The following is a 14031-nucleotide window of genomic DNA, read 5'->3' on the forward strand; positions in this document are numbered from 1 at the left end:
GCTTGTGGCGCCTGACATGGTGAACGTGCGCGTTAATTGATCTGACTGGCGGGGAATCTGCACATGACGATCGCAACGGCCGGCACGAAGCGCCGCGCGCAAATTGTTTCTGCTTGGTCGTTCGATGTTTTCGATACATTTCTGCTGCGCGCCTGCACGACGCCGGACGGCGTATTTGAAAGGACTTACGAGCTTTCCGGCATTTCACGGACTTGTCCTAATGTTTCCGTGAGTTTCGTTCAGCATCGGATCCAGGCCGAAGCACGCGCGCGGAGGACTGCGAAAGAGAAGCGCGGCGGCAGCGAAATTCGCATCGATGAAATCTATTCCTGTTTTCCATTCAAGCTGTTCGGTCTCACGCGTCATCATCTGAGCGATCTCGCCGAATCAGAGTTCGCAGCCGAGCTCGAGCTCTGCCGCGCCAATCCGGACATGCTTCGGCAATATATGGACATGAAGCAGGCCGGCCATCGCGTCGGCTTCATCTCCGACACCTATTGGGATTCCGCTTCGCTGGCGCGATTGCTGCGGGCATGCCGCCCCGGGCTGACATGGGACTTCCTCTACGCCTCCTGCGACCACGGCAGCGGCAAAAGCGAGACGCTTTTCGCCAAATACCTGTCCGAGCAGGGTATCGACGCGGGCGTCTCCTTTCACGTCGGCGACAACGACAAGGCCGATATCAGGGGGGCGAAGCGCCATGGCATTCGGCCGCGCTATTATCCGCAGGCGACGCCGCAATTGGCGTCGAAATTCCAGCGCGAGACCGCGCTGCTCGAGCTGTTGTGCGCCGGCGCGCCGGTGCGGCTCGATCATGGCGCGCGGACCTTGCGGCGCATGGTCGCCGCGCGCAACGCCGAGAAGTCTCCCGCCTTTCATCTCGGCATGAGTGTGCTCGGTCCGGTGATGACGGCCTTCGATGCCTTCATCGCCCGGCGCTGCCGGGAGGTTACCGGCTCCGGCCGGAAGGTCGCGCTCGCCTTCCTCGGTCGCGACGGCTTCTTGCCACACCGGATCTGGCAGGACTTGCACGGCACCACATCGGTCTATCTCGAGATCAACCGGCGCGTCAGCCTGATCGCCTCGGCGGATACCATGCAGCCGCTCATTGACCTTCTCAGCAAGGTGTTGAAGATCGACGCGCCGACCTTCCGCGACATGATCAAGACTTTGCCGCCGGAGGTCGCCGCGTTCTTCGCGGCTTATCCTGACGGAATTGCTCCCGGCGAAGATCTCGCCGAAGCCCTGCCGAAGCTGATGGATGCCGGCGAGATCGTCGATCTCGCCGCGGCACTGCGCGCGCGATTGCTCGCCTACCTGCGTCACGCGATCCCGGATTTCGACGACTGTACCGACCTGGTGCTCGCCGATCTCGGTTATTCCGGGAGCGTGCAGAAGGCATTGCGTCGCGTGTTCGACATGGAAGGCATCAAGATCCGTCTCCACGGCGCCTATCTGATCTCGCTCGACGATGCCTTCGATGATGTCGCCGAACAGGACACCGCGGCGGGCTTCATCTCGGACCTCGTGGTGACGCCGCATATCAAGCGCATGCTGATCCGCAACGTTGCGCTGCTTGAGCAGATCTGCTGCTCCGCCGATGGCTCGGTCCGGGATTATGACGGCGACCGGGTGCTGCGGGAGATCAATCCGCGACCGGCCAGCCAGATCGCGCTCGCCGCGGAGATTCAGGCCGGCGCGCTGGCCTTTGCGAAGAGCGCCGAGGATGTCGCGCTCGACTTCTGTCTCGACCCCAATGCCGCGCCTGATATCGCTGCGCGCTGGTGCACGGCGACACTGGCGCGGTTCCTGCTGCTGCCTGATGAGGACGAGCTGGCGCTGCTCGGCGGGCTGAAACACGACGTCAATCTCGGCACGCATGCGTTGGCGCCGATGATCGACAGCGACTTCCTCCGCCGGCAGATCACCGCCCGCGGTTTTTCCGCCGCCTGCGCGTCAGCCGCCCCGCCGATGTGGCTCGCCGGCAGCTTTGCCCGGCTGTCACCGTCGAACGCATATCTCTACACGCTGTTCGGGGCCAACCGTCTGCCGGCCGACGTCTTCGAAGAGAGCCCTTGTGGTCAGGTCCAGATCGGACTGTTCCGCGCCAATGCCGCTGCCACGCTGGACACCGTGACCCTCTATCGCACTGGTTTCGGCGAGCTGCGCCTGCGCATTCCCCTCTCGCGCACGATGGCCATCGCCATGATCGCGCTGCCGCTACCGAAATTCGCCGCAGAAGGTCTCCTTCATGACGTGACCATCCAGTCAGCCGACGATATTCGCGACGCCGCCGAGAGCCAGGATGTGGCCGGTATCGCCGCCGAAAGCCTCATCTCAGCCGGCGTACAGCACAACGGTGCCCATTATCGCACCGAGAACGACGACGCCTGCCTGCTGATCCCCGTCGCCGCGATGACGCACGACATCGCGATCTATTCGGTTGCGATCACCCCGCTCGGTTCCAATCCCAAATAGTGCGCCTGATCGCGCCGCCCCAGCCGTTCAAGTCCAAGGGCTGACTGGCGAGGCGAGGGGCACGAAATTGACGGACGGGATGCACGCAAACCTTGATGACCTCCTACAATCCGGCGGCATCCGGCTCGGCCGGGCCCAGCGCGATCGACTGGACTGGCTGACCGGCCAATATGGCGCGCCGACGCTGGACGACCTCGCTGGGGATCGGCGCTGCGGCGTTCTCATCCTCAAGGAGCCGCCAAGCGGCGCGGCCGCGGAGCTGTTCTACCGCTCGCTCAATCCCGGCTGTGCCGTCGTCATTCCGGCCAGCGAGAACCCCGGATTCGATTTCCTCAAGTCCAAGCTGACCGAGTTCGGCACGGTCGGCCCCTGCGGCGCTGACGGCCCGCACGAGATGTGGTGGGGCGGCATCGGCTGGTCGAAATTCCTCGCGGCCGCCGATACATCCACCGCCCGCCCGCGGATCATCTCCTGTTACCCGCACGGCGGCGACGCGACCGCCGCCTTTGCGCTCCGGCACTCGCTCGAACGATTTGATCTCGCCTGTCATATCGAGCCGATCGATACCCAGTTCGGCGACCGCCTGCTCTGTTTCGAGAAGGCGGAGTTCATGCTGCGGATGTGGAACAAATATCGCGAGCCGCTGCTCTTCATCGAAGCCGGCGCCGTGCTCCGCGAGGCGCCGCTGCTGCCATCGTTCCTCGGCGGCGACATCGCACTCCACAAGTGGAATCGCTGGGAGATGTCGGCCCGCACGCTCTATCTCGGCCGCACCGGGGCTGCGGAGATGCTGCTACGCACCTGGCAGCATCTCGCCGCGTCCTATCCCGCGATCTGGGAGGGCTATCTGCTCGACCAGGCCTGGAGCCTGACCTCGTCGCAGGTGCCGCTCGACACGGTGTGGCTGCCGCGGTCCTATCACGCGCTGGCGGGCGATCTCGGCGCGATGCGCGCCACGGTTCTGCATCACCAGCAGACGACGACGTTGGAGCTCGGGCCCGATCCCACCTTCGCCGGCCTCGTGCGCACCGCACGCCGGGCCGGCCGTACCGGCGCGCGCGATGCCTTCATGGTCATGACGTCGAAGGCCGAGGCCGGCAAAGGCATCGCGGTGATCCTGCGCGATATCTCGGCCAGCGACGCCGGCGCGGTCGCCGCCACCGTCGAAGCCGTGACTGGCGCCTATGCCACCGATTGCGGTGGTTATGGCCGCCTCGAACTGTCGCTCTGCGCCTGGCAGGACGATGTCGGCGCGGCGCGTGATGCGGCGGCGCTGGCGCATTACCGCATCCTGGAGATCGCGCCGGGACAGAGCATCGCCAACGACTTCTTTGCACACTGCGCAGCCGACGACGCCGTCATGACCGCCCGCCATCTCTTCCTCTGAGGGACATCACGCGATGCTCAAGACCATCATCCTGCTCACCGACACCGTGCAACAGCAGCAACCGCTAGCCAACCTGCTGCGCGAGCACAATCGCGAGCTCGCGTTCTGCTCCGCGCTCCGCGCCCAGGACCTCAGAGCCATCGAGCCGGAGATCCTGAGCGAGGCACGTCTGGTGTCTTTCGCCGCCGACGTTGCGGTCCCCGAAAGATTCCTGCTGCAGCTCGGCTACGGTGCCTACAAGTTCTACGCCGCGGCGACGCAATATCCGGGGCTGCCGCCTGCGCCCGACGAAAGCGACGAGAATCCGCACTGCTACTCCGTCATCGCGCAATCGATGATGATCTGGCCCGACTTTAAGAAAGTGGTCGGACTGGAGACCGTGACGATCCCGGACGGCACCGTTGCCGCCGAGCGCGAGCGGCTGGTCTTCTCGCGCCTGGCCCATTTGTTCTGGCGGATGTCGATCATGATCGCGGGCGAAGTGACCGATCTCCCCGGGATCATCGGATCTGCCGAGAGCGAGCGGCCGACGCTGGCAATGATGAACTGAGCTAGCGCACAGAGCTGCGGAGCTGCTCCGACAACACATCGCGGTGCTCCGGTGCCGCGATCGCAATCATGCGCCGCCCGCGCTCGGCGAGACCGCAGCCGCGCAACTCGGCGACGCCCCATTCGGTGACTATGGCATCGACATCGGCGCGGGGCGTCGTCACGGTCTCGACATGGGCGACGATCCGGCTGGTGCCATCCGATGCCGTCGCCGGCAGCGCGATGATCGCCCGCCCGCCGGGAGACGCATTGGCCCCACGTACGAAATCGAGCTGCCCGCCGATCGCCCCGATCGCAATGCCATTCAGCGTCTCGGAGTTCACGCTGCCATCGAGCCCGACCTGAAGCGCCGAATTGATCGCGACTAGCCGGTTGATCCGCGCCAGCACGCCGTGGCCGTGCGTGTAGGACGTCGGCCGCACTGCGACCGCCTTGTTCTCGTGCACGAAACGATAGAGCCGCTTCGTGCCGATCACCTGGTTGGTGACCGTGACCCCCGCATCGATTCCCTTCTCCGCATTCGTGACCGCGCCGCGCTCGATCAGGTCGACCACGGCATCGTTGATCAGGCCGGAGTGAATGCCGAGATCGCGTGCGTGGGAGAGCGACGAGAGGATCGCGTCCGGAATGCGCCCCACACCGAACTGGAGCGTGCTGCCATCTACGATCAGGCTCGCCGCGTGCGCGGCGATGCGCCGTGAAATATCATCGAGCGGCGGTGACGCCAATTCGACCGGCGGGCGTAGGGCCGCCACCTGGATGTGGATCGGCACGTCGCCCGGCCATTCGGCTCCGAATGTGAAAGGTGCATCCCGGTTGATCTCCGCGATCACGAGGCGCGCACCACGCGCGGCATCGATGACGTAATCGTTGGAGAGGCTGGCACTGAGCCGCCCCCCGGACTCGGCGAGTTGCACCAGGACGACATCGGCCTGATGGCGCCGCGAGGCGAAGTCGGCACAGAAGGCGCTGTAGTTGCTCGGGATCGTTTCGAGCCGCCCAGCCCTGGCGAGCCGCCGCGCATTGCCGATCACGCCATAACTCTTAAACGACACGTTGGGCGCGCAGGCCGCAAAGAACGTTTCCGAGAAGATCGGCCCGACCATCATCCGGAATGCCGGCAGATTTCCGGCCTGCGCCATCAGCGCTTCAGTCAAGGTGACCGGCTCTGCCGTCGCCTGGCCGCACACCACGAGATCGCCCTCACGGACCAAGCCGGAGAAGCCGATTGGCGCGGTGTCCCCGGGCATTGCCGCCTCAATACGACTTCGCGAGGCCCAGCACCTTTTCCGCAATGAAGCTGAGCGCGAGCTGCGGGCTGACCGGCGCGATGCGCGGGATCAGCACCTCGCGCAAATAACGCTCGACGTGGAACTCCTTGGCGTAGCCGAAACCGCCATGAGTCATTACCGCCTGCTCGCAGGCATGGTAACCGGCTTCACCTGCAAAATATTTCGCAGCATTCGCGCCGGCGCCGCACGGCAAGCCCTTGTCGTATTGCCAGGCCGCCTGCATCACCATCAGCCAGGCCGCCTCGAGCTCGACCCAATTCACCGCGAGCGGATGCTGGATGCCCTGATTTTTGCCGATCGGACGATTGAAGACGACGCGCGTCTTGGCGTATTCGGTCGCGCGCGACAGCGCGAGCTTGCCGAGGCCGACGGCTTCCGCCGCGATCAGGATGCGCTCGGGGTTCATGCCTTCGAGGATGTACTGGAAGCCCTTGCCCTCTTCGCCGATGCGGTCCTCCATCGGGATCTCGAAATCCTCGAAGAACAGCTCGTTGGAATCGACGACCTTGCGGCCCATCTTTTCGATCTCATGGACCTTGATCTTCTTGCGATCGAAATCCGTGTAGAACAGGCTGAGACCATGGGTCGGCGAGCGCACCTCCTCCAGCGGCGTGGTGCGCGCCAGCAGCAAGATCTTGTGCGCGACCTGTGCGGTCGAGATCCACACCTTCTGGCCGTTGACGATGTAGCGGCCGTTCTTGGCGACCGCGCGGGTCTTGAGCTGGGTGGTGTTGAGGCCGGTGTTGGGTTCGGTGACGGCGAAGCAGGCCTTCTCGCGGCCCTCGACCATCGGCGGCAGCATGCGCTTGCGCTGCTCCTCGGTGCCGAACACGACGACGGGATTGAGACCGAACACGTTGATGTGCACCGCGGAGGCGCCCGACATGCCGGCGCCCGACTCCGCGATCGTGCGCATCATGATCGCGGCTTCGGTGATGCCGAGCCCCGAGCCGCCATAGGCCTCCGGCACACAGATGCCGAGCCAGCCGGCGTCAGCCAGCGCCTTGTGGAAGTCATGCGGGAAGCCGCCGTCGTGGTCCTTTTTCAGCCAATAGGCATCGGGAAAGCCTTCGCAGATCTTGGCGATGGCGTCGCGAATGGCTTCCTGCTGATCGGTTAGCGCGAAATCCATGATGGTCTCCTTGTGGAGGCTCGTTGTGCCTAGCGCCCCATCTGCGACGGCAGCCAGAGGATGATAGACGGAAACGCCACCAGAATCGCAATCGCAATCAGGTGGGCGATGAAGTGCGGAAAGGTGCCGTGGAACACCTCCGCCACCGGCCGCTTGGCGTAGCGTGCGACGATGAAGCAATTCAGCCCGACCGGCGGCGTGATCATGCCGACCTCGGCGGTGACGATCTTGATGACGCCGAACCAGATCGGATCGAAGCCGAGCGTCTTGATCAGCGGCAGCACGATCGGCACGGTCAGCACCAGGATCGCGATCTGGTCCATGAACGAGCCGAGCACGATGTACCCGCACAGGATCAACGTAATGATGACCCAGCGCGAGGCCGGCAGCGAGCCGATCCAGGCGACGAGGTCCTGCGTCACATGAGTGAGCGTGAAGAAATAGCCGAAGATCGAGGCGCCAACCAGAATCATGATGATCATGCAGGTGCCATGGCAGGCGCGCAGCAGCGTCTTGTAGAGCGAGGACGGCGTGATCTTGCCCTTGACGATCGCGAGCAGGAAGGCGCCGAACGCACCGAATGCGGATGCCTCCGTCGGCGTCGCGACGCCGAGATAGATCGTGCCCGTCACGATCGAGAACAGCACCACCATCGGCGAGACCTGCCACAGCAGCGCGAATTTCTCGCGCCACGGCACCGATTTCGCGGCCGGCGCGCGCGAGGGATCCTGCCAGACCAAAAAGTAGATCGTGGCCATGATGGTGAAGGTGACGAGGATCGCGGGGATGATGCCGCTGATCAGGAGCTTGCCGATGTTCACCTCGGCGAGCAGGCCGAAGATGACGAGCGCGACGCTGGTCGGCAGCAGCATCGACAGCGTGCCCGAGATCGCGACCACGCCGGCGGCCATCTTCGGCTCATACCCCTGGCGGATCATTGCGGGAAGGCTGGTCGAGGACAGCGTCGCAGCCGATGCCGTCGAGGTGCCGCAGATCGCGCCGAAGCCTGCGCCGGCAAGCGCTGTCGCCATCCCGAGGCCGCCAGGAACACGCCCGACCCAGGCAGAGGCTGTCTTGAACAGATCATCGGCAACGCCGGACAGCAGCACGAGGTCCGCCATCAGCAGGAACATCGGAATGGTGATCAGCTCGTAGGAGGAAACGGTCGAGAGCGGCGCGGTCTCCAGGATGCCGAACAAGGTCGGAAAGCCGCCGACCATCACGAGGCCGACCGAGCCGGAGAAGGCCATGGCAAAACCGACCGGCGTGCCGAGCGCAAGCAAGCCGAACAGCAGAGCGAGAACGATGAGAGGTGTCATGGATATCCGCCGTTACTCGAAGCCGCGCGCTTCGCCGACGCCGGTCACCGGCGGCAGCGGATAGAGGTCGCGTCCGCTGACGAGGCTCAGCACATTGCCGACCAGTTGGAGCGCCAGCCGCAGCACCAGCACGCCGCAGCCGAACGGCACCAGCGCCGCCGAAATCCAGGTCGGCCAGGGAATGGCGCCTGACAGCACGTCATGCTGCTCGTAATTCTCCAGCGCGCGCGCGAACCCGACCTTGCAGATCAGGACGAACACGAACAGGCCTGCAAGTGCGGTGACGATCTCGGACAGCCGCCGCCCGGTGGGCGAGAAGCGCGACAACAGGATGTCAACGCCGACATGGACATGCTCGCGCAAGGCGTCCGACAGCGTGAAGAAGAACACGCCCGCGAGCAGATAGAGCCCGATCAGATCATAGGTGAAGGAGAACGGGCTGTTCAGCGCGTAGCGCATGAACACGTCGGTCACGACCAGCACCATGATCACAAACATGAATAGCACCGCGATCACCGTCAGCGCGCGCTCCAGTGCGCCGAGCACATGCCCCGCCCGATCGATCATTTCGCGCCTCCCTTTTCGATTTGCGGATTACTTGCTGCCGGCGCCAAGCAAGTCTTCGAACTCCTTCAGCGCGGCAGACGCCTGCTTGCCACGGCTATCGAGACCGGCTGCCCACTCATGCCCGACGCCTTTGAGCTTGTCCTTCATCTCGGCGCGCGTCGCTTCCGGCAGCGGATCGAAGCTGACGCCTTCGTCCTGCATGTGCTTCTTGGTGACTTCGCCTTCCTTGTCGACATCGGCGCAAGCCTTCGGCGTGATGGCATCCGAGGCCTCGTTCATCGCGGTCTTCACGTCGTCGGGCAGCTTGTCCCAGACCGACTGGCTGATGGAATAGGCGACGATGAAGCTGCCGAAGCTGACGCCTTCGGTCGCGTGCTTGACCAGCTTGTCGAGGCCATAGGCGACGACGCTGTCGAGCGGGAACAGCAGCCCGTCCATCGTGCCGCGCGACAGCGACTCATAGGCATCGGGCGCGGCCATGCGCACCGGCACGGCGTTGAGCGCCCGCAGCGTGAGATCCTGCGCGCCGCCGGTGGTGCGCAGCTTCAGGCCTTGCATGTCCTTGGTGGTCTCGACCTTCGACTTGACGGTCCACACCTGGTAGGGCGGCAGCACCACGGCCATCAGCAGCTTGATCTTGTTCGGCGCATATTCGCGGCTGGCCAGCACGCCTTCGCGCGCGGACTTCCAATAAGCAAGCGTGCCCTGGCAGCTGGTCGCGAACGCACCCGGCAACTGCGCGACTTCCGATAGCGGCATCTTGTCCGAAACATACGACGGCCCGATGTAGCCGATATCGACCACGCCCGATTGGGTTAGCCGCAGCATGTCGGCGGCTTTGCCGATCTGCTGGTTCGGGTAATAGGTGAAGGTCACCGCGCCGTTGGTGCGCTTGGTGACGTCGTCCATCCAAGGCTTGAGCATCAGACGGACGAGATAATGTCCGGCGGGGAAGCTGTCGGCGACTTTGAGCTCAAGCGCCTGCGCCGACAGTGTCGAGACCGGCAGCGACAAAGCGAGCACGGCTGCAGCCCGGACCAGATTTGTCTTCATTTCATTCTCCCTGACGCGTCCCACGCCGAAGGCGGCAGCCGTTTGCTGCCAAGCGGGCCCCACGCTCCATTTCTTGCTTGAGGAAAACGTACATATATGTGAATTTATCTGTCAAGTATATGAACTATGCATGGAGCTATGCGTTGCTCGCCGGCCCAGCCGATTGACATCGCCGGTTTGTGAATTCTAACTCCACATATATGAATTCATCCCACGAGGCCCCATGGGACCGCTCGCCGGCTTCACCATTCTCGACCTGACTTCGGTGCTGATGGGCCCCTATGGCACCCAGGTGCTGGCGGACATGGGCGCTGACGTCATCAAGGTCGAAAGCCCCGAAGGCGACATCGTTCGCCAGATCGGCCCCGGGCGCACACCCGGCATGGGCGGGATGTTCCACAATGCCAATCGCGGCAAGCGCAGCATCGTGCTCGACCTCAAGACGCCCGAAGGACGCGATACGCTGCTGCGGCTGGCGAAAAGCGCCAACGCGCTTGTCTATAATGTGCGCCCGCAGGCGATGGCGCGGCTCGGCCTCGATTACGAGACGCTTCGCTCGATCAATCCGTCGCTGGTCTATGTCGGCGCGTTCGGCTACGGCCAGTCAGGCCCCTACGCCGCCAAGCCTGCCTATGACGATCTGATCCAGGGCGCCGCCACGATTCCGACGCTGCTTGCGGCCGCCGGCGACGGCACGCCGCGCTACGTGCCCGTCACCATTGCCGACCGCATCGTCGGGCTGATGATGGTCAATGCGATCATGGGCGGATTGATGCACCAGCAGCGCACCGGTGTGGGCCAGCGCATCGACGTGCCGATGTTCGAATCGATGACGGAGTTCGTGCTGGTCGATCATCTGGGCGGTCTCACCTACGATCCGCCGCTCGACCATGGCGGCTATGCCCGCCTGCTGTCGCGCTATCGCCGTCCCTACAGGACCAGCGACGGCTATCTCTGCGTCCTCATCTACAACGACAAGCACTGGCGCAGCTTCTTCGAGGCAATCGGGCAGCCGCATTTCCTCGAGCAGCCCCGCTTTGCCAACCACGCCGCGCGCACAAAACACATCGACGAGATCTACGAGGAGATCGGGCACATTTTCCTCACCCGCACCACTGCCGAATGGCGCGAGTTGCTGGAGAGCGCCGACATTCCGGTGATGCCGATGCATACGCTGGAGACGATCCTCGATGACCCGCATCTCAAAGCCATCGACTTCTTCAGGACGGTGGACCACCCCGTGGAAGGCCGCATCCGCCAGATGCGCGTACCCTCGACCTGGAGCGTGACCCAGCCGGAGGCTGCTGGCCCGGCACCGACACTCGGCCAACACGGCCGCGACATACTGCGCGAGGCCGGCTTCTCGGCCGACGAGATCGAGCGGCTCGCAGAGCAGAAGGCAGTTCACCTGGCGGCGCCGCCCTAGCGGCAGGCGCTGGCCAAATCGCAACAATACCGGGAGGAAACCGCGATGGCCGGACTTTATTTCGAAGACTTTTCCGTGGGCCAGGAGTTCAGGCATCCGCTGACCCGGACCGTCACGGAGATGGACAATACCATGTTCAGCCTGCTGACGCTCAACCCGCAGCCGCTGCACATCGACGCGCATTTCTCCGAAAAGACCGAGTTCGGCCAGCGCATTTTCAACAGCCTTTACACCCTCGGCATCATGATCGGCATGACGGTCTATGATACGACCATGGGCACCACCGTTGCCAATCTCGGCATGACCGACGTGACTTTTCCAAAACCGGTCTTCCATGGCGACACCCTGCGGGCGACGACGAAGGTGCTTTCGTTGAGAGAATCCAAATCGCGCCCGAGAGCGGGCATCGTCGAGTTCGAGCACCACGCACTGAACCAGAACGACGAGATCGTCGGCAAATGCCGCCGCATGGCGATGATGCACAAGAGGCCGGTCTGATGCGTTCGATGCTGTTCGTGCCGGGCGATTCCCCGCGCAAATTCGAGAAGGCGAGCGAAGGCAAGGCCGACGCGCTGATCATCGATCTCGAGGATTCCGTCGTCACCGACAAGAAGCCGGAGGCACGCGGGCTGACGCTGGCGATGCTGAAGGGCTCTCGCGGCCCGCATCAGCTCTATGTCCGCGTCAACGCGCTCGACACCGGCGTGACGCTGACCGATCTCGCCGCGGTGACGCCGGGCAAGCCCGATGGTATCGTGCTGCCGAAATCGCAAGGCGGCGACGACGTGCGGCAGGTCGCGACCTGGCTGGAAGCTTTGGAAGCAGCGGCCGGCATCGCGGTCGGCACGACGCGCATCGTCTGCGTCGCAACGGAGACCGCCGGCTCGATCTTTGGCCTCGGCAGCTACAAGGGCTGCTCCCCTCGCCTCGCCGGATTGATGTGGGGCGCGGAAGATCTCTCGGCTTCGCTCGGCGCGACCGAGAAGGCGTCGGGCGGTGTGTTCCACAGCCCCTATCGCCTCGCGCGCGATCTCTGCCTGATGGCGGCGGCCGCGGCGGAAGTGGCGCCGATCGACACGGTCCATACCGACATCGACAATCTCGCAGGCCTCGAGCAGGAAACGCGCGCAGCGCGGCGCGACGGGTTTTCGGCGAAGGCGCTGATCCATCCGAAACATGTCGACGTCGTCAACGCGGCGTTCGCGCCGACGGACGCCGAGCGCACATGGGCGGAGAAGGTCATCGCGGCGTTCGCGAGCAATCCAGATTACGGCACGCTGCGGCTCGACGGCCAGATGATCGACAAGCCGCATCTTCGCGCCGCGAAGAAGATCCTCGGCCAGCCCTAAATCAGGACGCAAAGCCCCGCCATGATCGTTCGCCAAGCCGCAAACGTCCTGGAGATCATGGAATTCTTCGCGCAAACGAGGAAGCCGGCGACGCTTGCCGAAATCGCCGATCATTTCGGCTGGCCGCGCTCGTCGACCTTCAACCTGCTCGCGACGCTGTCGGAGAAGGGCTATCTCTACGAACCGCGTCCGCGCGCCGGATTCTATCCGACGCCGCGATGGCTCGCGATGGCGCGGATGATCTCCGAGGTCGAACCGCTGCCGCCCTGGACGCATACGCTGATCGCCGATCTCTCCGCCGAGACCGGCGAGACCGCGTCGATCGTGGCGCCGGCGGGCGTGATGGCGGTGTTCATCGACGTCGTCGAGTCCCAAGCCGCGATCCGCTATTTCGCGACCATCGGGCACCGCGTGCCGATTCACGCCACTGCCAGCGGCCGCGCGCTGCTGCTGCAATATTCGCCGGAGGAGCGCGACTCCGTCTATCGCAAGATCGAATTCAAGCAATACGGCCCGTCGACGCCGATCAGCATCGAGGCGGTGGAAGCCGAGCTGCGCAATTCGATCGAGCGCGGCTACTGCCAGAGCTTTGCCGACTACAGCCGCGACCTCGCCGGCGCCGCGATTCCGCTGCCGATCGGCGACCGCCGCCTGTCGGTTGTCGTCGCAGGGCCGGAGTTTCGGATTGGGCCGAAGGTGGCAGACGTCGCGTCGCTGATCGCGCGGACGGTCGACCGGCTGCGACCGAAGTCTGCGGCGTAAGCCACAGCCTCAGTCGAATCCCTGAACGGGCGGCGTCGAGGTCTCTGCCGGCGCCGCCGGAGCGGCTTGAACGGCCTGCACCGCAGGCGCGGCTTGAACCGGCGGATTGCTGGCAGCTCTCATCTGGCCGTTGGATTCGATCGCCGCGCGCGTGGACTGTGGAGCGCTGGTAGTGGCCAAGCGGTTCGCCTGACGTCGCTGCGGCTGCCGGTATCTTGCCGACCGCGAACCTCTCACGCCCCATGACCTCGCGATCGAAGGTCCGGCGGTGTAGCCGACAACTGCGCCGGCGACCGCACCGATCGGGCCCAGCACGACGGCGCCGGACACGGCGCCGAGCGCCGCAGCGCCAGCGCGCTCCTGCGCAACGGCACTTGCGGGCACGCCAGCCAGCATGACGACGGCAGTGATCAGAGCTTTCTTCATCGGAGCGCCTCCCTCAGGGGACATCACTCTTACTCAAATATGGCCGCACGAGGTTTGTTCGTTGCCCAAGGGAGGGCAATGGCCGATGGAACTCCGGCAATTCAAAGACCTTCGCCGCCATCATGGTGCGATGTCGCTCGGCCCCTCGGACGCCTCACCGACAAGCTGCAGTCTTCTCCCTCGCCCCGTTCTTACGGGGCTATGGGATTCCCGGATTTTGTTCTTGGTTAGCAAGAGCATATCCCTCGAGCGTAGCAGCGAGACGGTTCCAGCCGTCTCGCATGGTCTTTG

General features: G+C 64.3%; 13 protein-coding genes. 7 read left to right on the forward strand and 6 right to left on the reverse strand.

Going from position 1 to position 14031, the window contains the following annotated elements; all coding sequences use genetic code 11:
• The first annotated feature begins 228 nt into the window (after positions 1-228).
• The 3 genes from ABID58_RS24680 (at position 229) to ABID58_RS24690 (ending at position 4415) form a co-directional block, all read left to right on the forward strand.
• A complete protein-coding gene (locus tag ABID58_RS24680) occupies positions 229-2478 on the forward strand; it encodes a hypothetical protein (protein ID WP_354035289.1) in 2250 nt (749 codons plus the stop codon).
• 67 nt (positions 2479-2545) lie between these two features.
• A complete protein-coding gene (locus tag ABID58_RS24685; RefSeq protein ID WP_502916429.1) occupies positions 2546-3865 on the forward strand; it encodes a hypothetical protein in 1320 nt (439 codons plus the stop codon).
• Positions 3866-3878: 13 nt separating this feature from the next.
• A complete protein-coding gene (locus ABID58_RS24690; protein WP_354035292.1) occupies positions 3879-4415 on the forward strand; it encodes a hypothetical protein in 537 nt (178 codons plus the stop codon).
• Position 4416: 1 nt separating this feature from the next.
• Here ABID58_RS24690 and ABID58_RS24695 read toward each other — a convergent pair whose 3' ends face one another.
• The 5 genes from ABID58_RS24695 to ABID58_RS24715 are packed head-to-tail and all read right to left on the reverse strand — an operon-like array spanning position 4417 to position 9777.
• Positions 4417-5664 (reverse strand): acetyl-CoA hydrolase/transferase family protein, encoded by a 1248-nt coding sequence (locus ABID58_RS24695; protein WP_354035294.1) that lies wholly within the window; start codon positions 5662-5664, stop codon positions 4417-4419.
• Positions 5665-5671: 7 nt separating this feature from the next.
• The gene (locus tag ABID58_RS24700; RefSeq protein WP_354035296.1) at positions 5672-6838 is read right to left on the reverse strand and encodes an acyl-CoA dehydrogenase family protein; all 1167 of its coding nucleotides are present in this window, start codon (positions 6836-6838) and stop codon (positions 5672-5674) included.
• A gap of 29 nt (positions 6839-6867) precedes the next feature.
• Positions 6868-8157: a TRAP transporter large permease gene (locus ABID58_RS24705; protein ID WP_148754794.1), complete on the reverse strand. Its 1290-nt coding sequence runs from the start codon at positions 8155-8157 to the stop codon at positions 6868-6870.
• A gap of 12 nt (positions 8158-8169) precedes the next feature.
• Positions 8170-8724 carry a TRAP transporter small permease gene (locus ABID58_RS24710; protein WP_354035298.1) on the reverse strand — a complete coding sequence of 185 codons (555 nt, stop codon included), beginning with the start codon at positions 8722-8724 and terminating at the stop codon, positions 8170-8172.
• Between the two features lie 27 nt (positions 8725-8751).
• Positions 8752-9777, reverse strand: coding sequence for a TRAP transporter substrate-binding protein (locus ABID58_RS24715; protein WP_354035300.1), 1026 nt, complete (start codon positions 9775-9777; stop codon positions 8752-8754).
• A gap of 223 nt (positions 9778-10000) precedes the next feature.
• On the opposite strand from ABID58_RS24715, the gene ABID58_RS24720 reads away from it, so the two are divergent.
• The 4 genes from ABID58_RS24720 to ABID58_RS24735 are packed head-to-tail and all read left to right on the forward strand — an operon-like array spanning position 10001 to position 13314.
• The gene (locus ABID58_RS24720) at positions 10001-11203 is read left to right on the forward strand and encodes a CaiB/BaiF CoA transferase family protein (RefSeq protein WP_354035302.1); all 1203 of its coding nucleotides are present in this window, start codon (positions 10001-10003) and stop codon (positions 11201-11203) included.
• A gap of 9 nt (positions 11204-11212) precedes the next feature.
• A complete protein-coding gene (locus ABID58_RS24725; protein ID WP_347340246.1) occupies positions 11213-11701 on the forward strand; it encodes a MaoC family dehydratase in 489 nt (162 codons plus the stop codon).
• A complete protein-coding gene (locus ABID58_RS24730) occupies positions 11701-12552 on the forward strand; it encodes an HpcH/HpaI aldolase/citrate lyase family protein (protein WP_354035304.1) in 852 nt (283 codons plus the stop codon). Before ABID58_RS24725 ends, ABID58_RS24730 begins: the two co-directional genes overlap by 1 nt.
• 21 nt (positions 12553-12573) lie before the next feature.
• Positions 12574-13314 (forward strand): IclR family transcriptional regulator, encoded by a 741-nt coding sequence (locus ABID58_RS24735; RefSeq protein ID WP_148754800.1) that lies wholly within the window; start codon positions 12574-12576, stop codon positions 13312-13314.
• A 9-nt stretch (positions 13315-13323) separates the two neighbouring features.
• Here the strand turns inward: ABID58_RS24735 and ABID58_RS24740 are convergent, their stop codons facing one another.
• Positions 13324-13740 carry a hypothetical protein gene (locus tag ABID58_RS24740; protein WP_354035306.1) on the reverse strand — a complete coding sequence of 139 codons (417 nt, stop codon included), beginning with the start codon at positions 13738-13740 and terminating at the stop codon, positions 13324-13326.
• Positions 13741-14031: the final 291 nt, after the last annotated feature.

Origin of the sequence: Bradyrhizobium sp. S3.2.6, from assembly GCF_040546885.1 — a bacterium.
Classification (GTDB): Bacteria; Pseudomonadota; Alphaproteobacteria; order Rhizobiales; family Xanthobacteraceae; genus Bradyrhizobium; species Bradyrhizobium cytisi.